17 protein-coding genes and 1 pseudogene are annotated in these 21,839 nt (G+C 71.1%); 6 read left to right on the top strand and 12 right to left on the bottom strand.

Features of this window, described 5'->3' with window-relative positions; translation table 11 throughout:
- Positions 1 to 120: 120 nt before the first annotated feature.
- From ACZ4N5_RS02320 to ACZ4N5_RS02290, 7 genes are all read right to left on the bottom strand, one after another.
- Positions 121 to 1,254 carry a hypothetical protein gene (locus ACZ4N5_RS02320; protein ID WP_467755245.1) on the bottom strand — a complete coding sequence of 378 codons (1,134 nt, stop codon included), beginning with the start codon at positions 1,252 to 1,254 and terminating at the stop codon, positions 121 to 123.
- Positions 1,251 to 1,919, bottom strand: a complete 669-nt coding sequence (locus tag ACZ4N5_RS02315) for a SigE family RNA polymerase sigma factor (RefSeq protein WP_389281336.1) — start codon at positions 1,917 to 1,919, stop codon at positions 1,251 to 1,253. Before ACZ4N5_RS02315 ends, ACZ4N5_RS02320 begins: the two co-directional genes overlap by 4 nt.
- A gap of 436 nt (positions 1,920 to 2,355) precedes the next feature.
- Positions 2,356 to 3,420, bottom strand: coding sequence for an aspartate-semialdehyde dehydrogenase (locus ACZ4N5_RS02310; protein WP_467755244.1), 1,065 nt, complete (start codon positions 3,418 to 3,420; stop codon positions 2,356 to 2,358).
- A complete protein-coding gene (locus ACZ4N5_RS02305; RefSeq protein WP_467755243.1) occupies positions 3,417 to 4,694 on the bottom strand; it encodes an aspartate kinase in 1,278 nt (425 codons plus the stop codon). The genes ACZ4N5_RS02310 and ACZ4N5_RS02305 overlap by 4 nt, the downstream gene beginning before the upstream one ends.
- Positions 4,695 to 4,978: 284 nt before the next feature.
- Positions 4,979 to 5,638, bottom strand: a complete 660-nt coding sequence (locus ACZ4N5_RS02300) for a DUF5063 domain-containing protein (protein WP_451806387.1) — start codon at positions 5,636 to 5,638, stop codon at positions 4,979 to 4,981.
- Entirely contained in the window at positions 5,631 to 6,230 is a 600-nt protein-coding gene (recR, locus tag ACZ4N5_RS02295) for a recombination mediator RecR (protein WP_328554338.1), read from the bottom strand. The genes ACZ4N5_RS02300 and recR overlap by 8 nt, the downstream gene beginning before the upstream one ends.
- Before the next feature lie 86 nt (positions 6,231 to 6,316).
- Positions 6,317 to 6,661: a YbaB/EbfC family nucleoid-associated protein gene (locus ACZ4N5_RS02290; protein WP_467755242.1), complete on the bottom strand. Its 345-nt coding sequence runs from the start codon at positions 6,659 to 6,661 to the stop codon at positions 6,317 to 6,319.
- 309 nt (positions 6,662 to 6,970) lie between these two features.
- Here ACZ4N5_RS02290 and ACZ4N5_RS02285 point away from each other — a divergent pair, with 309 nt between their 5' ends.
- Positions 6,971 to 7,714: an SLATT domain-containing protein gene (locus tag ACZ4N5_RS02285; RefSeq protein ID WP_467755241.1), complete on the top strand. Its 744-nt coding sequence runs from the start codon at positions 6,971 to 6,973 to the stop codon at positions 7,712 to 7,714.
- A 91-nt stretch (positions 7,715 to 7,805) separates the two neighbouring features.
- On the opposite strand, the pseudogene ACZ4N5_RS02280 reads toward ACZ4N5_RS02285, so the two are convergent.
- Positions 7,806 to 8,573: pseudogene (locus ACZ4N5_RS02280) on the bottom strand (substrate-binding domain-containing protein); the annotation flags it as partial.
- Positions 8,574 to 8,726: 153 nt separating this feature from the next.
- Positions 8,727 to 10,796 carry a serine/threonine-protein kinase gene (locus ACZ4N5_RS02275; protein ID WP_467755240.1) on the bottom strand — a complete coding sequence of 690 codons (2,070 nt, stop codon included), beginning with the start codon at positions 10,794 to 10,796 and terminating at the stop codon, positions 8,727 to 8,729.
- 289 nt (positions 10,797 to 11,085) lie between these two features.
- Between ACZ4N5_RS02275 and ACZ4N5_RS02270 the strand changes: the two genes are divergently transcribed.
- The 3 genes from ACZ4N5_RS02270 (at position 11,086) to ACZ4N5_RS02260 (ending at position 14,166) form a co-directional block, all read left to right on the top strand.
- Positions 11,086 to 12,441, top strand: coding sequence for an aminotransferase class III-fold pyridoxal phosphate-dependent enzyme (locus ACZ4N5_RS02270; protein WP_467755239.1), 1,356 nt, complete (start codon positions 11,086 to 11,088; stop codon positions 12,439 to 12,441).
- 170 nt (positions 12,442 to 12,611) lie between these two features.
- The gene (locus ACZ4N5_RS02265) at positions 12,612 to 13,307 is read left to right on the top strand and encodes a GntR family transcriptional regulator (protein ID WP_467755392.1); all 696 of its coding nucleotides are present in this window, start codon (positions 12,612 to 12,614) and stop codon (positions 13,305 to 13,307) included.
- A gap of 208 nt (positions 13,308 to 13,515) precedes the next feature.
- Complete coding sequence (locus ACZ4N5_RS02260) at positions 13,516 to 14,166, top strand: hypothetical protein (RefSeq protein WP_467755238.1); 651 nt, start codon at positions 13,516 to 13,518, stop codon at positions 14,164 to 14,166.
- 168 nt (positions 14,167 to 14,334) lie between these two features.
- Here the strand turns inward: ACZ4N5_RS02260 and ACZ4N5_RS02255 are convergent, their stop codons facing one another.
- The 3 genes from ACZ4N5_RS02255 to ACZ4N5_RS02245 all read right to left on the bottom strand — a co-directional run bounded on the left by ACZ4N5_RS02255 (position 14,335) and on the right by ACZ4N5_RS02245 (position 18,118).
- Positions 14,335 to 14,625 carry a DUF3303 family protein gene (locus ACZ4N5_RS02255; RefSeq protein ID WP_467755237.1) on the bottom strand — a complete coding sequence of 97 codons (291 nt, stop codon included), beginning with the start codon at positions 14,623 to 14,625 and terminating at the stop codon, positions 14,335 to 14,337.
- Positions 14,626 to 14,947: 322 nt separating this feature from the next.
- A complete protein-coding gene (locus ACZ4N5_RS02250; RefSeq protein WP_467755236.1) occupies positions 14,948 to 16,765 on the bottom strand; it encodes a bifunctional metallophosphatase/5'-nucleotidase in 1,818 nt (605 codons plus the stop codon).
- A 321-nt stretch (positions 16,766 to 17,086) separates the two neighbouring features.
- Positions 17,087 to 18,118 carry a LacI family DNA-binding transcriptional regulator gene (locus ACZ4N5_RS02245; protein WP_467755235.1) on the bottom strand — a complete coding sequence of 344 codons (1,032 nt, stop codon included), beginning with the start codon at positions 18,116 to 18,118 and terminating at the stop codon, positions 17,087 to 17,089.
- A gap of 350 nt (positions 18,119 to 18,468) precedes the next feature.
- Here ACZ4N5_RS02245 and ACZ4N5_RS02240 point away from each other — a divergent pair, with 350 nt between their 5' ends.
- Positions 18,469 to 20,409, top strand: a complete 1,941-nt coding sequence (locus ACZ4N5_RS02240; protein ID WP_467755234.1) for a glycoside hydrolase family 127 protein — start codon at positions 18,469 to 18,471, stop codon at positions 20,407 to 20,409.
- Between the two features lie 36 nt (positions 20,410 to 20,445).
- Positions 20,446 to 21,687 (top strand): sugar ABC transporter substrate-binding protein, encoded by a 1,242-nt coding sequence (locus ACZ4N5_RS02235; RefSeq protein ID WP_467755233.1) that lies wholly within the window; start codon positions 20,446 to 20,448, stop codon positions 21,685 to 21,687.
- The last annotated feature ends 152 nt before the right edge of the window (positions 21,688 to 21,839 follow it).

Genomic DNA, 21,839 nt, shown 5'->3' with positions numbered 1-21,839 from the left:
CGAGCCGGGGCCGGAGCCCGAGCACCGCTCCACCCCAGCGCCGCGTACCGCTCCACCCGCGCGCCGCGTACCGCTCCACCCGAGCGGTACGCACGGGCCGGAACGAGCGTCGCGGGTCCGTCAGGACGAGGCCAGGATCCCCGTGTGGTACACCGTGCCCGCGCAGGCGTTGGACACGGTGACCGATGCCGTCGCGCCGCCCGTCGCCGCCGTGCCGGAGACGATGACACTGCCGTCCTGCACACCGTCCGCGACGAGGAGCTGGGGCGAGGTGCCGGTGACCGCCGCGTCGGTGGTCGTGCCGCCGGTGTCGGTGGCGCCCTGCGTCGGGGTCGGGTCCGGTGAGGGGTCCGCGGTGGCCGGACACGTCGACGAGGGCACCCAGGCGAACTTCACCACGTACGAGGTGCCCGGCTGGAGGACCAGGGAGGTGACCTCCGTGGAGGGGTCGGGCAGCCCGGTGGCCGCGTCGCCCGCCACATGCGTCGCCACACCGATCTTGGTTGCGTCCGCCGCACCCTGGGCGAGTGCGCTGACCGTCCCGGCGCCGGTGACCGTACAGGCGGTGGTGGAGATGTTCGAGACGGTGAAGGAGCCGTAGACCGTGCCGGTGGAGTCCGGGGCGGCGGCGGTACCGGAGGCCCCGCCGAGCTGGTCCGCCGTGCACGTGGTGGCCACCGAGGCGGAGGCCGAGGGGTCGGCACCGCCCGTGGCGGCCCCGCTCGCGCCCTTGTCCTTGCCGCCCGGTGTCTGCGTACTGCCGCCGGTGCCGTTGTCCTTGGACGTGCCGGCGGAGCCGCCCGCGTCCTTGCCCTGGCCGCCGTCCGAGTCCTTGCCCTGGTTCGCGCCGCCCTGGGCCTGCGAGCTGTTGGCCGCGATGGACTGGTCGGCGTTCGACCCGGAGGAGTTGGCGACATGGACGAACGCCGGGATCGCCGTACCGATCAAGAGGGCCGCCGCCGCCATGCCGACCACGGCCTGGCGCTTGCGGGCCCGTCGGGCCGGTACCGCACGGCGCAGGTGGTCCAGGGTGCCGTCGGTGGGTTCGATCTCCTGGACTGCCCGGTGCAGCAGCCGACGCAGCGCCAGCTCGTCGGAGCCGAGCCCTTCGGAGCCCAGTCCGTCCGTGCCCAGTGTGTCGGGCTGTTCGTCGGGGCCGTGGTTCACAGTTCCGTTCCCAGCGTGCGATTGCTTGTGCTCGTACTCCGGACGCCCCTCTTCCTCGGGGCGCCGCCGGTCCTCGTACCCGCTCATGCGGAGGCCCCCATGGCGACACGGAGCGCAGCGATGCCCCGCGAGCCGTAAGCCTTCACCGAACCCAGGGAGACACCGAGCGTCTCGGCGACCTGGGCCTCGGTCATGTCCGCGAAGTAGCGCAGGACCAGGACCTCGCGCTGACGGCGCTGGAGTCCCTTCATCGCCTTGATCAGCGCGTCGCGCTCCAACTGGTCGTACGCGCCTTCCTCGGCGCTCGCCATGTCGGGCATCGGCTTCGAGAGGAGCTTGAGGCCGAGGATGCGCCGGCGCAGGGCCGAACGCGAGAGGTTGACGACGGTCTGGCGCAGATAGGCCAGCGTCTTCTCCGGGTCCCGGACGCGTTTGCGCGCCGAGTGCACCCGGATGAAGGCCTCCTGGACGACGTCCTCGCAGGAGGCGGTGTCGTCGAGCAGGAGCGCCGCCAGGCCGAGGAGCGACCGGTAGTGCGCCCGGTAGGTCTCGGTGAGATGGTCGACGGTCGTACCTGCCGCCAGGCTGTTCTCGGCGCCGTCACGCTGATTCGGAATGCGGGCGGGCCGCGCTGAGGGCATGGGCGCGATCACCGGCATGCCGCCGGACGCGCCGGGGCTGCGGAGTCGGCGGGGTGGACGCAGGGCCACGCCCCTTGTCTGTACCGCGGTGAATTCGAGTACCTCTGCCACGCCAGTTGGACACACGTCCCCCCGGCAGGGTTGTACGCGACAGGCATCACATTTGCGCCGGGTGTCACATCGGCGGGAGTCCCGTCCTGCGGAACGCCCCCCGGACCGCCCGCCGGTACGCCGCTGAGCGCGCGCGACGGTGCACTAGATGCCCTCATGCGTAACAGCTCTTCCCCTATGCCCAATGCTCTGCCGCCCCCTGGACGCCTCTGAATGGCGTCCGCAAAGACGCTCCCCGTCCTCCGCGCGGTTGCGGAGAGCGGGGAACCAAATCTTCGAACGCCGATGGGGGTCTGTACAAGTGGTCCGGACCATTAAGTTGATCACTGAACCGAGGGAGATCCTACAAACCCACCGCCCGCAGGGCACCAGGATTACGGCCGCCGCCGGCGGGGAGCGCAGAACGTGCGGAACCGGCGGGCATCCGGGGCCGGACCTAGCGAGTGCTCCCGATGATCTCCGCCGCCACCAGCTCCGCGATCTGAGCGGTGTTCAGGGCGGCGCCCTTGCGCAGGTTGTCCCCGCACACGAACAGTTCGAGGGCCGACGTGTCGTCCAGTGCCCGGCGGACCCGGCCCACCCAGGTCGGGTCGGTGCCGACCACGTCCGCGGGCGTGGGGAACTCCCCGGCGGCCGGGTTGTCGAAGAGCACGACTCCGGGCGCGGTGGCCAGGATCTCCCGCGCCTTGTCGACGGTCACCTCGTCCTGGAAGCGGGCGTGCACGGTCAGCGAGTGCGTGGTGACGACGGGGACGCGGACGCAGGTCACGGCGACCTTCAGATGGGGCAGCCCGAGAATCTTGCGGGTCTCGTTGCGCACCTTCATCTCCTCCGAGGACCAGCCGTCCTCGGCGAGCGACCCGGCCCACGGCACCACGTTCAGGGCGACCGGCTCCGGGAACGGGCCCGTGTCGTCGCCCACCGCGCGGCGTACGTCACCGGGGCTGTTCCCCAGTTCCGTACCCGCGACGAGGGACATCTGCCGGCGCAGGGTGTCGACGCCGGCACGGCCCGCGCCGCTGACCGCCTGGTACGAGGAGACGACTAGTTCGCGCAGCCCGAACTCGGCGTGCAGGGCACCGAGGGCCACGATCATGGACAGGGTCGTGCAGTTCGGGTTGGAGACGATCCCGCGCGGGCGCACACGCGCGGCGTGCGGATTGACCTCGGGCACGACGAGGGGCACTTCCGGGTCCATCCGGAAGGCGCCGGAGTTGTCGACGACGACCGCGCCCTTGGCGGCGGCGATCGGCGCCCACTGGGCGGCCACCTCGTCCGGAACGTCGAACATCGCGACGTCGACCCCGTCGAAAGCCTCCTCCGACAGGGCCACCACCTCGACCTGCTCGCCGCGCACGGCCAGCTTGCGGCCGGCCGAGCGCGGCGAGGCGATCAGACGGATCTCGCCCCAGATGTCCGCGTGCTGCGACAGGATCTGGAGCATGACGGTGCCGACGGCCCCGGTCGCTCCCACGACCGCGAGCGTCGGTCGTCCGGTCATCGCCCGGTGCCTCCGTAGACAACGGCTTCGTCGCTGTCGGAGTCGAGTCCGAAGGCGGTGTGCACGGCCCGTACGGCCTCGTTGACGTCGTCGGCGCGGGTGACGACGGAGATGCGGATCTCGGAGGTCGAGATCAGCTCGATGTTGACCCCGGCGTCGGTGAGCGCCTCGAAGAAGCCGGCCGTGACACCCGGGTTGGTCTTCATGCCGGCGCCGACGAGCGAGATCTTGCCGATCTGGTCGTCGTAGCGCAGCGACTCGAAGCCGATCACGCTCTTCGCCTTCTCCAGGGCGTCGATGGCCTTGCGGCCCTCGGTCTTCGGGAGGGTGAAGGAGATGTCCGTCAGGCCCGTGGTCGCCGCCGACACGTTCTGCACGATCATGTCGATGTTGATCTCGGCGTTGGCGATGGCGCGGAAGATCGCGGCGGCCTCGCCCGGCTTGTCCGGGACACCGACGACCGTGACCTTGGCCTCGGAGGTGTCGTGAGCGACACCGGAAATGATGGCCTGCTCCACCTTCTGGTCCCCTTGCTTGGTCGGTGCGCTGCTGACCCAGGTGCCCTGAAGTCCGCTGAAGGACGAGCGCACGTGGATCGGGATGTCGTAACGGCGGGCGTATTCCACACAGCGGTGGAGCAGCACCTTCGAGCCGGAGGCGGCGAGCTCCAGCATGTCCTCGAAGGCGATCCAGTCGATCTTCTTCGCCTTCTTGACCACACGCGGGTCGGCGGTGAACACGCCGTCCACGTCGGTGTAGATCTCGCACACCTCGGCGTCGAGCGCCGCGGCCAGCGCGACGGCCGTGGTGTCGGACCCGCCGCGGCCCAGTGTGGTGATGTCCTTCTTGTCCTGCGAGACGCCCTGGAAGCCGGCGACGATGGCGATGTTGCCCTCGTCGAGCGCCGTACGGATACGGCCCGGGGTGACGTCGATGATCCGCGCCTTGTTGTGGACCGAGTCGGTGATGACGCCTGCCTGGCTGCCGGTGAAGCTCTGGGCGCTGTGGCCCAGGTTTTTGATCGCCATTGCCAGCAGGGCCATGGAGATCCGCTCTCCGGCGGTCAGCAGCATGTCGAACTCCCGGCCGCTGGGCATCGGAGATACCTTCTCGGCGAGATCGATCAGCTCGTCCGTCGTGTCGCCCATCGCGGAAACGACCACGACCACCTGGTGGCCGTTCTTCTTCGCTTCCACGATCCGCTTGGCGACGCGCTTGATGCCCTCGGCATCGGCTACGGAGGAACCTCCGTACTTCTGCACGACAAGGCCCACGTGCGCTCCTCGCTCAATCCGTCTCTGCACCGCAAAACTGCGGTCGGCTCAGTCTAACGAGCGGCCGGATTTCCCTTCCGGGGTATCGCATCGTGAGATGTCCCGCTCACGACGTGATCACCCCGGGCTGTCAGGTCGGTAAGGGACATCCGGCCGCTCCGAGACGGCACCTGCCCGTGCCGGAGCCCCGGCACTCCGAAAGTGCCCCGAGTCACACCGCGGGCCCCGGATCTCCGCCGGAGCGCGGCCGACCGCACCGCGCGCCTCCGCCGGAGCGCGGCCGGTTACTTGACCGTGCGCAGGCCGAGCGGCCCCGCGATCTCCTCCGCCATGACCTTGCCGGCCTCCTCCGCGAGGGCTTCCTCGCCGATCTCCTGGTCGGTGTCGAGGCCGTCGAGCTCCTCCAGGGGCTGGTTCAGCCGGACGTGGGCCACCACGGACTGCAGGGCACGCAGGGTCGCGGAGGCGGTGGAGCCCCAGTTGGAGAAGTAGGAGAACTGCCACCACCACAGGGCTTCCGTGGTGCGGCCCGCGCGGTAGTGGGCCATGCCGTGGCGCAGGTCGGCCATGACGTCGGCCAGGTCGTCGGAGATACGGGCCGGGACGGGGGCCTTGCGGGGCTCGTAGGGGTCGAAGACCTCGGAGTAGACGTCGATCGGCTCCAGCATCACCGCGAGACGCTCGCGGAGTTCGTCCACATCCGCCTCCGGGCCGAGGTCCGGCTCGTAGCGCTCGTCGGGGACGATGTCCTCGTGCGCGCCGAGACGGCCGCCGGCCAGGAGGAGTTGGGAGACCTCCAGGAGGAGGAAGGGCACGGCCGAGTCCGGCTCGTCGCCCTTGGCCACCTCGGTGACGGCGACCAGGAAGCTCTCTACCTGGTCCGCGATCTGGACCACGAAGTCGTCGGGGTCCGGGCTGGTCGCATGCAGCGTGGCGTCAGACATCTAGAAGTCGTCTCCCCTCGAAGGCGCGGCCGAGCGTGACCTCGTCCGCGTATTCCAGGTCGCCACCCACCGGGAGGCCGCTGGCCAGGCGGGTGACCTTGAGGCCCATGGGCTTGATCATGCGGGCGAGATACGTGGCCGTGGCCTCGCCCTCCAGATTCGGGTCCGTGGCCAGGATGAGCTCGGTGACCGCGCCGTCGGCGAGGCGGGCCAGCAGTTCCCTTATCCGCAGGTCGTCCGGGCCCACGCCCTCGATCGGACTGATCGCGCCGCCGAGCACGTGGTACTTGCCGCGGAACTCACGCGTGCGCTCGACCGCGACGACGTCCTTCGGCTCCTCCACCACACAGATCACCGAGAGGTCGCGGCGCGGGTCGCGGCAGATGTTGCACAACTCCTCCTGCGCCACATTGCCGCAGGTCGCGCAGAAGCGGACCTTCGCCTTGACCTCCAGGAGGGTCTGCGCGAGCCGGCGCACGTCCGTCGGCTCCGCCTGAAGGATGTGGAAGGCGATCCGCTGCGCGCTCTTGGGACCGACGCCGGGGAGCCGCCCCAGTTCGTCGATGAGGTCCTGAACTACGCCTTCGTACAACGGATTGCCTTTCCGAGTGTCCTGTTACCGCCTGGGTCCGTCTTACGTTTCTTCCTGGTGCGTACGGTAGTTGGCCGCCACCGGTCTTAGAAAGGCAGACCGGGAATGCCGCTGCCGCCGCCGAGCCCCTGGGTGAGCGGGCCGAGCGTCTGCTGCTGGAGCGCCTGCGCGTTCTCGTTCGCCGCCTGGACGGCCGCGACGATCAGGTCGGCGAGCGTCTCGGTGTCCTCGGGGTCGACCGCCTTCGGGTCGATCACCAGGGCGCGGAGCTCTCCGGAACCCGTCACGGTCGCCTTCACCAGGCCGCCGCCCGACTGGCCCCCGACCTCGGTCCGCGCCAGCTCCTCCTGCGCGTTCGCCAGGTCCTGCTGCATCTTCTGGGCCTGCTGCAACAACTGCTGCATATTGGGCTGGCCACCACCGGGAATCACGATCAGCTCCTGGTTTCGAGTACGGCTGTCTGGACCGTTTTTCCTGTCCAGCACGAGCCTACGTGGTCGACGGGCCCGTCGCCCAAGCACTCTTTCGAGTGACACCGTCACAGCGCCTATACCTGATCAAGACCCTCTTCCAGGCGGAAAAGCCGGTAAACCCGGTCCATCGCCACCCATTGGGCGGTAGGAAGGGGGCGGCGCATTTGCACCACGCGTCACACGACATCACGCAGTGTCATATGCGCCACCGTCGTCACCGTCGTCCGTCATCACCGTCCATCACCGTCGTCAACTAGGGAGTGCCGGGTGAGTCAGCCGGAGATGCAGCCGGAGGGGCCGCCCCAGGACGGGCGGAGCGAGGGCGCGGCGGGGCTGCGGCCGGGCGACCTGACCGGTCGGCCGTTTCCGCTCGGCGACTGGGGGGAGCCCGCCGAGCGACTCCATGAGCTCTACCAGTGGGTGGAACAAGGGGCGCTCGACACGGCCGCCTGGTACCTCTCCGACCGCGTCTGGAAGCGCTGGGGGGCGCGGCTGCTGCGGTGCGGGGCCTCGCTGGGAGCCGTCGCCGGGGCCGCGCTGCCGCTGCTCGACCTCACCGGGTCCGTGCGGGGGGCGGCTCCCTGGGGATATCTGGCACTGCTGCTCGCGGTCTCCTGCGTCGCAGTCGACCGGTTCTTCGGAGTGACCTCCGGATGGATAAGGGATGTGGCCACCGCACAGGCCGTGCAGCGACGGCTTCAGGCCCTTCAGTTCGACTGGGCGTCCGAGAGCGTGCGGGAGGTCCTCGGGCCCGCGGACGGGACGGCCAGCGAGGCGGCCGACCGGTGCATCGGGGTGCTGCGCCGGTTCTCGGAGGACGTCACGGAGCTGGTGCGCACCGAGACGGCCGACTGGATGGTGGAGTTCCGTACGGGGCCGGCGCCGCTGGGGATCCAGTCGTCCTCGGCGGGAGCGCCCCGGCCCGACGGCTCGCCCCTGAACGGGCGCGCCCCCCTGCCACCGGGAACCCGCCCGAATATGCCCCGCCAGCGCCCGCCCGAGCCCCGGTAGCGGTCCCGCACGAAAGCCCCGTCAGCAGTTCCACGGGACGCGTGTGCCGGGCCGGCCGGCTGCCCTGCCTGGCTGCCTGGCTGCCGCAGCGTCACCCGGCTCCACAGATCCTCAGCCCGACCGGCGTCCCGCACGGGAGATGGCCGTGGGTGCGCACGACGTCCTGGCCGCTGCCCCGGCTGATATAGGAGAGGAAGCTGGAGGCGAGGGAGTCGGCGGGCGGCTGTCCGTAGGTGTAGGCGTACTCGATCTCGCGGTACGGGTAGTCCGAGGTTCCGTGCTCCAGGTCCTCGACCGAGGCGCCGTGACCGTCCAGGCTGATCCGGTGCAGGCCCTTGTGCCCGGTGGCGTCATTGAGTTCGCTGTAGCCGATCGCGCCGGGGAGCCTCGCGACCGTGTTCAGCACCTGCTCGGTGGAGTCGAGTTCGCAGCGCACGAGCGGTGCCGTCGCGTCGTCCTGGTGGACGCAGTCCAGCGAGGAGTTGGCGATCTCGCCGCGCCCGAGCACCCGGCGCTGGAACACCTGCCGGGTACCGGAGTTGGCGTCCCGGCTGACGAGGAGGACGGGCCTGTCGGGTCCGCCGAGCTGCTTCCAGTTCTTGATCTCGCCGCGGTACAGCCGTCGTACGTCGGTCAGCGACAGGTCCCTGACCGGGACGGAGTCGTTGACGACCAGCGTGAAGACCGACACCGCGATCCGGTTCTCCCGCAGCTGCGGGAAGTCGCCCGGCTTGGGGCCATCGGAGAGGGCGACGAGGGCCGGGGACCCTTTCTGCGACCCCTTCCCCGCCGTGTCGAGTTCGCGCACGCCGGCCGTGCTGCCGTGGGCGTCCACGTTGATCGTGGCGCCCTGGCAGTCGTGCGCGCCCGAGCACTGCGGTGCGGTCACCGTACGGCTCCGGCCGGAAACAACCCACATACGGGAAGTGAACTTCAACAGCCTCGGACAGCACGGCAGTCGGCGCTTTTCCGGGGGCCCCGCGGGCCGCCGCCCGCGGGGTGGGCCAAGGGCTCAGCCGCTCTTCGTGTAGGTCAGCTCGGCCTCGGCTGCCGAGCCGGTCTTCGCCCGCCGCAGCCGGCCGTCCGGCAGGAGGGTGACCTCGGAGGCGTCACCCGGCTTGCAGGACGGCGGTTCACCGACGGTGACCTGGGAGGGGCCGATCTCCAGCGGCCCCCCGGGCCCCGGAGCGGCGGCGAGGGCGGCCTGGAAGACACAGTGGTAACTACTGCCGTCCGCGGTGACCGTCAGCACCGTGTCGCCGACCCCGCCCTGCTGGATGGTCATCCGCCGCGTGTGGTGGCCGGTGGCGTTGTCGATGGCCGCGTCCCAGGTGCCGAGGAACGCCTCCGGGACGGTGCCGCCCTGCGTCGCCCCGTCGCTGGGCGACCCGGAGTCGGTGGTCGGCGTCTGCGACGCGCTCTGCCCCGGTGTCGTCCCGCCGGAGGCCGGGGTGGACGCCTTGGGGTCGTCCTGGCCGCCCCCGCCCGCGTTGCCCTTGAGCAGCGCGTACACGCTGCCGCCCGCGCCGAGTGCGACGACCAGGGCCACGACGACGAGGAGGGCGGTGGACCGGCCGCTCCTGCGCGGCGGCTCGAAGCCGGGCGGGGCGGCCATGGGGCCGTACGGAGGGGTCGGGCCGTAGGGCGGCGGGGTCGCGCCGCCGGGTCCGTACGGGCCCGCGGCGACGCCCGGACCATAGGGAGGCGTCGAGCCGTACGGCGGCTGGGGCGATCCCCAGCCGGCCTGCGGATAGCCGTACGCGGGGTGGGCCGGGCCCTGGCCGGCGGGCTGCGGGTGCTGCTGCGGGTAGCCGTAGGCGGGGTGCGGACCGGCCGGCGCCACCGGAGGAGGCGTCGCGCCCGAGCCCCCGATGACGGTGGGGAGATGGTTCACGGGGCCGGGCTGCCCGGGGGGAGGCGGGGTGGAGCCCTCCTCGGCGGGTGAGGGCGCGTGCTCCGGGGAGGCCTCGGCCGACGCTGCGGGCGCCGAGGAGGAGGCCGAGGGCGTCGAGGACGCGGCGGAGGCCGAGGAGGCGGGCGAGCCGGCCGGCGGCTTGGAGAGGTCCGGGGCGGGGACCGGCGCCGCGGGTGCCGGCGGCAGAGCCGGCCTGGCGGGAACGGCACCGAGCGCCGGAGCACCGGACGGCTGCGCCTGTCCGTCGTCGGGGTTCTCCCTGTCGAGCAACTGCACCGCGTGGCGCCCGAGCTGGGCCACCAGCGAGCCGGGCAGCCAGGGGTCGAGGGTGCGCCCTTCCGAGACGGTGTCCTCCGCGCCCGTGCGCTCCAGGATCTCGTCGAGACCGGGCCGGGCGCCGGGGTCCTTGCGCAGACAGTCCTTCACGAGGTCGGCGAGGCCCTCGGGCACACCCGTCAGGTCGGGGTCCTCCTGCGCGATACGGAACATCATGGCGTGCACACCGCTGTTGGCCGCCCCGAACGGAAGCGTGCCGGTGGCCGCGTACGACAGGACGGAGCCGAGGCAGAAGATGTCGCACGCGGGCGTGACACGGTCGCCGCGCACCTGCTCGGGGGCCATGAACCCGGGCGAGCCGACGAGTGCCCCGGTGTGGGTCAGGCCGCCGTCGGTCACCGTCTCCAGGGCACGCGCGATGCCGAAGTCGATGACGCGGGGGCCGTCGATGGTGACGAGGACGTTCGAGGGCTTGAGGTCGCGGTGGATGAGGCCCGCGGCGTGGATGTCCTTCAGCGCGTGCGCGAGGCCCGCGGCGAGGATGCGCACGGAACGCTCGGGCAGCGCGCCGTGGTCGCGCCCGACGACGGCCTGGAGCGAGGGCCCCGCGACATAGCCGGTGGCCACCCAGGGGATCGCGGCCTCGGTGTCCGCGTCCAGCACGGGGGCGGTCCACAGCCCGCCGACCCGGCGCGCCGCCTGCACCTCCTGGCGGAAGCGTGCCCGGAACTCCTCCTGCTCGGCGAGTTCAGGCCGGACGAGTTTGACGGCGACGGTACGTCCCCGGTCGGACCGCGCGAGATAGACGTGGCCCATCCCTCCGGCACCGAGCCGCGCCAGCAGTCGGTACGCCCCGATCTGCTGCGGATCCCCTGCCCCCAAGTTCTCCATGCCAGCGCCCACCCTCCCCCATATGTGTGCAACAGACCGAGGATAGTGCGCCATACGGGGAGGTGGGCGGGGCGGTGTCTACGGTTCCGTCACGACTGATCCCGTTTTGGTAACAGGTCCCGCCGTCGCCTTGACGGCCGCCGCCAGGGGATCGCCGGAATGGGCCGCCGGACGCTCCGGAACGCGGGCCCCTCCCTCGGCCAAGCCCGACAGACTGTCGCGGAAAGCCCCCGACCACAGACAGGACGCCGATATCGCGCCCGGTCCGTGGACATTTACGCTTCGCCGCATGACCCCTCAGCCCAACCCCCAGGCCGGCGCCGCCGTGAAGGCCGCGGACCGCGCGCACGTGTTCCACTCCTGGTCCGCGCAGGAGCTCATCGACCCGCTAGCCGTCGCCGGCGCGGAGGGGTCGTACTTCTGGGACTACGAAGGCAAGCGGTATCTGGACTTCACCAGCGGGCTCGTCTTCACCAACATCGGGTACCAGCACCCGAAGGTCGTCGCCGCGATCCAGGAACAGGCCGCGACCCTGTCCACGTTCGCGCCCGCCTTCGCCGTCGAGGCGCGTTCGGAGGCGGCCCGGCTGATCGCCGAGCGGACCCCGGGCGACCTGGACAAGATCTTCTTCACCAACGGCGGCGCGGAAGCCGTCGAGAACGCCACGCGGATGGCCCGGCTGCACACCGGCCGTCCGAAGGTGCTCTCCGCCTACCGCTCGTACCACGGCGCCACCTCCACCGCGATCAACCTCACCGGCGACCCGCGGCGCTGGCCGAACGACATCGGCGCCGCCGGTGTCGTCCACTTCTGGGCGCCGTTCCTGTACCGCAGCCCGTTCCACTCCGACAGCGAGCGGCAGGAGTGCGAGCGCGCGCTCCAGCACCTGGAGGACACGATCGCCTTCGAGGGGCCCGCGACCATAGCGGCCCTCATCCTGGAGACGATCCCGGGCACCGCGGGCATCATGACGCCGCCGGCCGGCTACCTCGCCGGGGTGCGGGAGATCTGCGACCGGTACGGGATCGTCTTCATCCTGGACGAGGTCATGGCCGGGTTCGGCCGGACCGGCAAGTGGTTCGCCGCCGACCACTACGAGGTGACGCCGGACCTGATGACCTTCGCCAAGGGCGTGAACTCCGGCTATGTGCCACTGGGCGGCGTGGCGATCTCCGCCGCCATCGCCGAGACCTTCGCCAGGCGGCCCTACCCGGGCGGGCTCACCTACTCCGGGCACCCGCTGGCCTGCGCCGCCGCCGTCGCGACGATCAACGTCATGGAGGAGGAGGGGATCGTCGACCAGGCCGCGGCCATCGGCGAGACGGTCCTCGGGCCGGGGCTGCGCGAGCTGGCCGAGCGGCACCCGAGTGTCGGCGAGGTGCGCGGCACGGGCGTCTTCTGGGCGCTGGAGCTGGTGAAGGACCGGGAGACCCGGGAACCGCTGGTCCCGTACAACGCGGCGGGCGAGGCGAACGCGCCGATGGCCGCGTTCGGTGCCGCGGCCAAGGCCCGCGGTCTGTGGCCCTTCATCAACATGAACCGCACCCACGTCGTACCGCCGTGCAACATCACCGAGGCCGAGGCCAAGGAGGGGCTGGCGGCCCTGGACGAGGCACTGTCGGTGGCGGACGAGCACACAGTGTGAGGCCCTAGGGGGTTCCCGCCCTTGTGGGGGTCGGTCGCGCGGTTGTCCGGGCCCTTCGGGGGTGCCGTGGAATCCGCCCGCCGACCCCCACGGCGTATGGTGGCCTGCTCGAAGGGATACGCGAGTAGACACGCGCACCCACCCACGCGATGGGGAGTGAGACGACCACCATGGCCGGCACCGGCGGCACGGGCGCCGTAACCCGCAGCACCCTGCGGCAGCAGATCGCGGACGCGCTCCGTGACGAGGTGCTCGGGGGTCGCCTCCGGCCGGGCCAGGAGTTCACGGTGAAGGAGATCGCCGAGCAGTACGGCGTCTCCGCCACCCCCGTCCGCGAGGCCTTGGTCGACCTGTCGGCCCAGGGGCTCCTGGACGCGGACCAGCACCGCGGCTTCCGGGTGCACGAGTACTCCGCCGCCGACTACCGCGGCATGGTCGAGGCGCGCAGCCTGATCACGGAGGGCATGTTCCAGACCCTCGTGGCCGAGGGCATGCGGCAGGCCGACGACCCCCGCGCGCTCGCCGCCCTCGCGGCCGTCCGGCGCCGTGGCGAGGAGGCCCAGCGCGCGGCCTCCGCCGGCGACCTGAACATCCTCATCGGCTACGACCTACGCTTCTGGCGCGAGCTCAGCAGCCTCTTCGGCAACACCTACCTCGGCGACTTCCTGCACCGGCTGCGGGTCCAGTCCTGGGTCTGCACGGTCCAGCACCTGCGCCGGGTCGCCGACCTCAGAGGCCAGCTGTGGTCCGGCCACACGGAACTGGTGGACGCGCTCGCGCGCCGCGACGCCGACACGGCGCGGGCGATCGTGGCGGCGTACAACGAGCACGCGCTCGCCCTCATCGAGCGCCTCGACGCCCCCTGAGACGCGGACCGGGACCCGGTTCGCCCCGGTCCCGTGTTTGAGGACACACCCTCCGGGCGATCGGGGGGATGGGGGCCCGGCCCCCGGGCGGCGGACCGACCCCGGCCAACCCGGTGGCCTACTTGCGTACCGGCCTCTTCACAACACCGCCACGCGCACTACGCTGCCCTGACCACCCTGCACCCCAAGGAGCAAGAGGAGCCGTCTGTTGGCCTGTGACCTGTGGTTGGTCCCGCTCGTCGACGTGCTGTGCCACACCCCCGACAACCCCTTCGCCGAGGAACTCGCGCTCTACGACAAGGTGCTCGCCGAGGCCGGACTCCCCCCGGTGCCGGTGTACGCGTACATGCCCGGCCTGTCGGGTGACGTGGCCCCGGTCGCCGGCTTCGACTACGACGCGCTGCACTTCCTGCGCCGCGCCTACCTGCTCCAGATGTGCGGGCTCGCGGTGGCGCCGGTCGACGAACTGGGCGGTGACTACGAGCAGTTGCTGGAGATGTTCGAGACGAACGCCCAGCAGTCGCATCTGGTCTGGCACTACGACCACGCGGGCGCGTACGTGCCGGTCAAGTTCCCGCACCCGCTGGCCAACGACGAACTCCTCGCGGGCGGTGGGCCCCTGGGCTCCTCCCACGCCCTCCTGCGCGAACTCGAGTTCGTGGCCCCCTCGATCGGCATCGACCCGGCCAACCCCCCGACACCACCGCAGCCCCCGAGCGCCCCCACGGAGCTGGAGGAGCCCGCCGCTCCGGCCCCGTACGACTCCAGCCCCTTCGCCCGCGAGCGTCATGTCTGGCTGGGCCTGCACGCCGCGGCGACCCGGAGTCTCGCCCAGGGCTCAATGATCATCTTCAGCTGATCCGGATCTCACGGTGCGGGGCCCCGGCCGTACACGGCCCCGCACCGGCGGACACGACACCGGCCCGTCGGGACAAGCCCGCGCACGTCCGGCCGGATACGTCCGCGCACCCCTGCCCGGATACGCCTCCGAGCCCGGCCCGAATGCGCCTGTTCCCGCAGCCGGCCGTCAGCCGAGCTGGGACAGGCCCTTCTTGAGATCGTCGGCATTCATGACGGGGGAGAACTCGACGCGGGCGCCGAGTCTCATGAAGAACGGCTCGGCGATCACCGGGATTTGGCTGCTGTCCTCCAGGTCGAAGACCAGGTAGCAGGCGCGGTTGCCGTCGTTGGTGGTGAAGTAGGCCGCCTCCGGCTTGAGCTTCTCCATCGTTTCCTGCATCAACTGGTGCAACTTCCCGTCACGGATGAGCTCGTTGGCCTTTTCCGTGTCCATGGTCGCCCTGAGCATCACGCGCATCGCACTCACCCTCTCCATCGGTCGACGCACGCATAGGCACCCAAACGTGCACTTTCAGGCTATGCCCCTTGTCATCCGCGTGCCCACTCCAGCACCTGCAGCGCCGAGCGCGGCCGCGGTGTGCGCACGAGAAGGCGTCCGCGCCGGGCCGGTGGCGCCAACTCGGCGGCCGGGTCCGGGCGCGGGCAGGGAACGGGTCGGACGCGGGCGGCCCAGCCCTCACCCTCTGCGGTGAGGCCTGGGCCGGGTTCCTCGTGGGGCGGGTGCGGCGGGCGCGCCGGGGCCGCGTTCCCTGCGGAGCGGCTGCGCCGGGCGCGCCGGATCAGAAGACGGGCGTACCGTCCTGCGTCAACTTCCAGTTGGCGACCGCGAAGTCCGCCGGGTTCAGCGTGCCCTTGGCCGTCACGTAGTCGATCATCAGCTGGCGGATCTCGTTGGTGGAGCTGTAGGCGATGTCGGCGGCCGCGATGTGCGGGTAGCCGCTGCCGCCGTTGGCCCGGTAGTTGTTGACCGCGACGACGAAGAGCTGGTCGGCGGCGACCGCGGTGCCGTTGTAGGAGAGGTTCTTGATCCTCGACCCCTCCGGCTGCGCGATGTCGATCTCGTAGGAGACGCCCGCCGCCGTGTCGTACATGTAGTCCCAGAAGCTGTTGGCGTTGGTGAGGGTGGCGGTGTCCACCGCCGTACCGGACGGGACCTGGTGGTAGTACTTCGCCGCGTACTCCAGGTAGTCCTTGAGCTGGGCACCCGTCAGCTTCTTGCCGTACAGGGTGTTGTCGTAGATGTAGAGCCCCGCGACGTCGCGGATCGTGACGTCGCCCTGGGGGATGTCGGCGGTGCGGCTGAAGGGCGCGGCGACGGAGATCAGCGGCAGGGCCGCGTCGGCCGTCGACAGACCGGTGGCGACGGCCGCCATCTGCACCTGGTGGATGAAGTCCATGACGGGGACGTCCTTCCAGCACGCCTCCGCCGCGGAGAGGTCGGCGGTGCAGGTGCCGACGGGCGTGTTGACGTACTTCACCACGAGGTCGTGGTCGGCCTTGATCAGCCGGGTGATCTCGGCGTCCTCCTCGACGGTGTTGCTGTTGAGGGTCTGCGCCTTGGTGCTGGTGACCTTCCACTGGCCGCGGACGAGTTCGAGCTCGAAGTCGAAGACGGTCAGCCGCATGCCGTAGCAGTAGGGCTCGGAGAGGACGACGTCCTTGCCGGTCTCGGTGTTGGTGACCGTGTACGACGAGACCTCGGTGTGGGTGTGGCCCACGAGGATCGCGTCGATGCCGGGGACCTGCTGGGCGACGAGGTTGGAGGCGTTCTCCACGTACGGGAGTTCGTTGCCGTACGACGAACTCCCGTCCAGACCCGAGTGGTCGGTGAGGAACACGACGTCGCAGCCGAGCGCGCGCATCCGCGGGACGTACTTCTTCGCCTGCTCGACGAGCCCGGTGAACGCCATCTTCCCGGCGACGTTGTCCTTGTCCCACAGGGCGATTCCGGGGTTGGTCAGACCGAGGATGCCGACCTTGATGTCCGGGGCGCCGGGGACACGGATGCGCTTCACGGTGTACGGCTGGAAGGCCGGGCGCAGGGTCTTCGCGTCCAGCGCGTTGGCGCCGAGCAGCGGGAAGTGGCACTGCTGCTCGAATCTGCGCAGCGTCTCGATGCCGTAGTTGAACTCGTGGTTGCCGAGCGCGGCGGCGTCGTACCGCATGGCGTTCATCGCGATGGCCATGGGGTGCTTGGGACCCCGCTTGCCGTCGGTGCCGACGATGGGGTCGACCCGTGCGTAGTAGTACGCCAGCGAGGTGCCCTGGATGATGTCGCCGGCGTCGACGAGCAGGACGTGGTCCTCGCCCTTGGCGGCGCGCTGCTCCTTGACGAGGGTCGCGACGCGCGCGACGCCGACCGAGTTGCCCTTGCTGTCCTTGTACGCCGCGTCCGTGTAGTAGTCCCAGTCGAAGACGTGGCTGTGCAGGTCGGTGGTGCCCAGAATCGAGAACGACCAGGTGCGCGGCGGCTTCGGGGGCTTGCGGTCCGCCGCCTGCGCGGGGGCCGCCGCGACCACGCCGCCGACGGCCACGGCCGCACCGGTGACGGCCGACTTCTTCACGAACTCCCGGCGGTTCAGGGGATTGACGGGCATACGGACTCCTGGGACTGGGGTGACGTGGGCAGGGGGACGTGCCGTGCGAGCCGTGCGGAACTACACGCGTAGAGCGTGGTCGCCCACCTATCCACTCCGGAACCAGGAGAAGCCCATCTCCCGGTCAAGTAACGGTCAGTTCGAGGTCTCCGGGACTCAACGAACCGGGGTTTCGAACCACGTTCACCCCGCCGTCACACCGCGCTCGGGACGACTTCGGCCCCAGCTGCCTGGCCATTCCCCGCAGCACGCGGAGCACGCCCGGGACTGTCGGGGCTGCCGGGAGGCGGGCACCCGGAGCCGGAAGGCCGGAGTCTGCGATCAGCTCGACTCGCGTACCACCAGCCGGCACGGAACCGTGTGGACGCCCCCCGGCTCCGGCTCCGCGTCGTCGGCGTCGATGGCTTCCAGGAGGCGCAGCGCGGCGATCCGGCCGATCTCGGTGAGGTCCATGTCGATGGTGGTGAGCGGCGGGCGGCAGGCCAGCGCCATGGTGTCCCAGTTGTCGTAGCCGACCACGGCGATGTCACCGGGGACGTCCACGCCCCGCTCGCGCAGCGCGTCGGCGACCCCGCGCGCGATCTGGTCGTTGCCGCAGAAGAAGGCGTCCGTGTCCGGGGCCGTGCGCAGCACCGCGTCGGCGGCCCGGCGCCCCCACGCCTCGCTCCACTCGCCGAAGTGCACGCGCCCGGTGGCCAGTCGCAGCGAGGAGCGCCCCAGGTGCTCGGCCGCGTGCCGGGCGCGGTCGCGGGCGGCCGCGTGGTGCTCCGGGCCGGTGACATGCGCGATCCGGGTCCGGCCCGCGGCCAGCAGATGTTCCACGGCGAGCTGGGCGCCGCCCCGGTCGTCGGAGACGACGGAGGTGTCGGCCGGGTCGTTGGACGGGGAGAGCGCGTAGACGATGGGGATCGGGTCGACGCCGGTCAGCGGCGGGCGCGGGTCCGTGCGGCGGCCGGTGACGATGATGCCGTCCACCCTGCGGTCCATCAGATTGCGCAGATGGTGCTGCTCCCGGATCGAGTCGCCCCGGGTGTCGCACAGCAGCACGGAGATCTTCCCGGCGCCGAGCGCGTCCTCCGCGCCGAGCAGCACGGGGGTGGAGAAGCGGCCGATGCCGTCCGTCGTCATCAGACCGACCGTCCAGCTGCGGCCGGTGTGCAGGCTCTGCGCGTGCTGGTTGGGCCGGAAGCCGAGCGACTCGACGGCATCGAGAACCCGCTGGCGGGTCTCGGGCCGCATCCGCCCGCCGCCGTTCAGCGCCTTCGACGCCGTACCCACACTGACCCCCGCGAGAGCGGCGACATCGGCGAGCTTGGCCCGGCCGGCGGAGGACGAGCGCGGAGCAGAAGTCACGGGCAATCCTTTTCCTTCGCGTCGACCGGGACGTCGTTGTCCCTCGCCGACGACATTAGCGACCCCATCGTGCCAGCGGCCAGGGGTACGGGCCAGAGCCGGAGCAGCGGAGAAAAATCTGCGTCGCGCCCCTTGACCCCTCCGGCCGTCTCCCCTCTACTTTCCGGCAGGAAAACGGTTGCTCAAACGAGTTCCCAGCAGCCGACCGCACCGCCGTACCCGAGCAGCCGCCGCACCCGTACCAGTACCCGTAGCCGAGCCCCGCCGTACCCGTACCCCAGCCCCCTGCCGTACCCGTTCCCGAACGATGCACGACCCGTCGAACGCGTTCCGACGAGAACCGGAGAACCATGCCCCGCACACGCTCCTCCGCCCTCCCCGGCACGGGACCCGTCCACCCCACTCCCGGTGCCCTCGGCGCGCTGCGCCCCGCGCCCGTCACGATCGGCGCCGGTTTCTGGCACACCCGCCGTGAGGTCAACGCGCGCACCTCCATCCCCCAGGGACCGGGCCTGCTGGAGTCGGCGGGCAACCTGCACAACCTGCGGCTGGCGGCGGGCACGGCCGAGGGTGTGTTCCAGGGCGCGTACCCGTTCCTCGACACCGACGTCTACAAGTGGCTGGAGGCCGCCGCCTGGCAGCTGGCCGAGGAGCCCGTCGGCGGCCTGGCCACCGACGTGGACCGGATCATCGCCCTGGTCGCCGCCGCGCAGCAGCCCGACGGCTATCTCAACACCTGGTTCCAGGTGCGCGGGAACGGCGAGCGCTACCAGGATCTGCGCTGGGGTCACGAGCTGTACTGCGCGGGCCACCTCATCCAGGCGGCCGTCGCCCACCACCGCACCACCGGACGCCCCGAACTCCTCGACGTGGCCCGCCGTTTCGCCGACCACGTCGACTCGGTCTTCGGCACCCCCGGCAGCGGGAAGCCCCTCGACGGCATCGACGGCCACCCCGAGATCGAGACGGCCCTGGTCGAGCTCTACCGGGAGACCGGCGAACGCCGCTATCTCGACCTGGCCGGCTACTTCGTCGACCGGCACGGCCACGGCCTGCTCGGCGGTGAGGCCTACTGCCAGGACCGTGTCCCGCTGCGCGAGGCGATCACCGTGGAGGGCCACGCCGTACGGCAGTTGTATCTGCTGGCCGCGGCGGCGGACCTGGCGGCCGAGACCGCCGACGCCGAACTCCGCGCGGCCACCGAGCGCCTGTGGCAGGCCATGGTGGCGACGAAGACCCACCTCACCGGCGGGCTCGGCGCCCACCACGACGAGGAGGACTTCGGCGACCCGTACGAACTCCCCAACGAGCGCGCCTACTGCGAGACCTGCGCCGCCATCGCCTCCGTCCAGTGGAGCTGGCGCATGGCCCTGCTCACCGGCGAGGCCCGCTACGGCGACCTGATCGAACGCACGCTGTACAACGGCTTCCTGGCCGGAGTCTCGCTGGACGGCGAGCGCTGGCTGTACGTGAACCCGCTCCAGGTCCGCGACGGCCACACCGACCCCGGCGGCGACCAGTCCGCCCGCCGCACCCGCTGGTTCCGCTGCGCCTGCTGCCCGCCCAACGTCATGCGGCTGCTGGCCTCCCTGGAGCACTACCTCGCGTCCGCCGACGCCGGTGGTCTCCAGATCCACCAGTACGTCACCGGCGAGTACCGCGCGGACCTGGCCGCCGCCCCCGTCGTCGTACGCGCCGAGACCGACTACCCGTGGCACGGCACGATCGCCCTGACCGTCACGGAGACGCCCGAGACACCCTGGACCCTGTCGCTCCGCGTCCCGCAGTGGTGCGACGCGTTCCGGGTGCACGACGGCGACCGGACGTACGACGGCACGGACGCGCCCGTCGAGGACGGCTGGCTGCGCCTGGAGCGGACCTGGGCCCCCGGCGACCGGGTGATCCTCGAACTCGCCCTGGACGCCCGGCTCACCGCGGCCGACCCGCGCGTGGACGCCGTACGCGGCTGCGCGGCGATCGAACGCGGCCCGCTCGTGTACTGCCTGGAACAGGCGGACCACCCGGGCGGCGGCCTGGACGACATCGTCCTCGACACCACCCGCCCGCTCGCCGTCAAACAGCGCCCCGACCTGCTCGGCGGCGTCACCACCGTGCTGGCCGCCGGACACCGCCGCACCCTCGCCACCGACGGCTCCTGGTGGCCCTACCGCCCCGCCACCGGTCACGACGCCCCGCCGGCCGGCGACCCCGTCGAACTCACCGCGATCCCCTACTACGCCTGGGCCAACCGCGAGGACGGCGGCATGCGCGTCTGGCTGCCCACGTCCTGAATCCGCACGTCCCTCTCCCGACAACGAGGTCACCCCGTGAGAAGCACCCGCCGCACCCTGACCGCAGCCATAGCCACCGCCTGTGCCCTCGCCACCGTCACCGCGTGCGGCGGCGGCTCCGGCTCCTCCTCCTCGTCCGGCTCCTCCTCGACGTACACCTTCTGGGACCCGTACCCGCAGTTCGACGCCTCCTCCGACTGGGGCAAGCGCGTCACCGCGTGCGGCACCGAGGCCGGGGTCAAGGTCAAGCGCACCGCGTACGACACCACGGACCTGGGCAACAAGGCGCTGCTGGCCGCCCAGCAGGGCAACGCGCCCGACGTGATGATGGTCGACAACCCGGTCGTCTCCACCCTCGTGGAGGCGGGCATCCTCACCAGGACCAGCGACCTCGGCCTCGACACGACCGCGATCCAGAAGAACATCATCGGCGCGGGCACCCTCGACAACGCGGCCTACGGCGTCCCCATCGGCGCCAACACCCTCGCCCTCTACTACAACAAGAAGGTCCTCTCCGCCGCGCACGTCGACCCGGCCGGCATCAAGGACTGGCAGTCCCTCACCGCGGCCCTCAAGAAGATCAAGGCGGCGGGCAAGAAGGGCATCACCTTCTCGGCGATCAACACCGAGGAGGGCAGCTTCCAGTTCCTGCCGTGGTTCTGGGGCTCCGGCGGCGACCTCACCCAGCTCGACTCCCCCAAGGGCGTGGCGGCCCTCACCCTGTGGAAGCAGTGGGTCGACGAGGGCTACGCCCCCAAGGACGTACTGAACAACACCCAGACCACCAGCTGGCAGGAGTTCGCCACCGGGGACTACGCCTTCGGCGAGAACGGCACCTGGCAGCTCGCCAACGCCGAGAAGGCCGGATTCCCGTACGGAATCGTCAACATCCCGGCGCAGAACGGCGGTTCGGCACCGGTTCCCACCGGCGGCGAATTCGTCACCGTTCCCGTGCAGAAGGACACCGGCCGCTACGACACCAGCAAGAAGATCGTCGCCTGTCTGACCAGCGCCCAGAACCTGCTCGCGAGCGACACGACGCTGACCTATGTGGCACCCACCGCCGCCGTCCAGGCCCAGCAGGTCAAGGCGAACCCGAAGCTCAAGCCGTGGGTGGAGGCGGTCGCAGCGGCGCGTGGCCGTACCAGCGGGGGCCTGGGCACCAAATACCCCACCATCTCCCAGCCGATGTGGACCGCCGTGCAGGCGGCACTCTCCGGCGCCAAGAGCCCCGCCGCGGCCCTGGCGGACGCGCAGACCGCGGCCTCCAAGGGATAGGCCCTGGGCAGGGCGGCAACGGGCGGGACGGTCGACGGGCGGGGCCCAGCCGTCCTTCGCCCGCGCCGCCCCTGTCTTCCCGTCCCTGGGGCTCCGCCCCAGACCCCGCTCCTCAAACGCCGGAGGGGCTGAAATTCCCGCGCCCAGGAGCC

Source organism: Streptomyces sp. NPDC026500, assembly GCF_055567635.1.
This window is presented reverse-complemented; position numbering and strand designations above follow the sequence as displayed.

Coding starts and splice junctions, on each gene's coding strand:
- ACZ4N5_RS02255 (WP_467755237.1), bottom strand. CDS start 14,625: ATGCGCGTGATGCTCAGGGCGACCATGGACACGGAAAAGGCCAACGAG.
- ACZ4N5_RS02265 (WP_467755392.1), top strand. CDS start 12,612: ATGGCCGGCACCGGCGGCACGGGCGCCGTAACCCGCAGCACCCTGCGG.
- ACZ4N5_RS02275 (WP_467755240.1), bottom strand. CDS start 10,796: ATGGAGAACTTGGGGGCAGGGGATCCGCAGCAGATCGGGGCGTACCGA.
- ACZ4N5_RS02300 (WP_451806387.1), bottom strand. CDS start 5,638: ATGTCTGACGCCACGCTGCATGCGACCAGCCCGGACCCCGACGACTTC.
- ACZ4N5_RS02310 (WP_467755244.1), bottom strand. CDS start 3,420: ATGACCGGACGACCGACGCTCGCGGTCGTGGGAGCGACCGGGGCCGTC.
- ACZ4N5_RS02320 (WP_467755245.1), bottom strand. CDS start 1,254: ATGAGCGGGTACGAGGACCGGCGGCGCCCCGAGGAAGAGGGGCGTCCG.
- ACZ4N5_RS02240 (WP_467755234.1), top strand. CDS start 18,469: ATGCCCCGCACACGCTCCTCCGCCCTCCCCGGCACGGGACCCGTCCAC.
- ACZ4N5_RS02270 (WP_467755239.1), top strand. CDS start 11,086: ATGACCCCTCAGCCCAACCCCCAGGCCGGCGCCGCCGTGAAGGCCGCG.
- ACZ4N5_RS02250 (WP_467755236.1), bottom strand. CDS start 16,765: ATGCCCGTCAATCCCCTGAACCGCCGGGAGTTCGTGAAGAAGTCGGCC.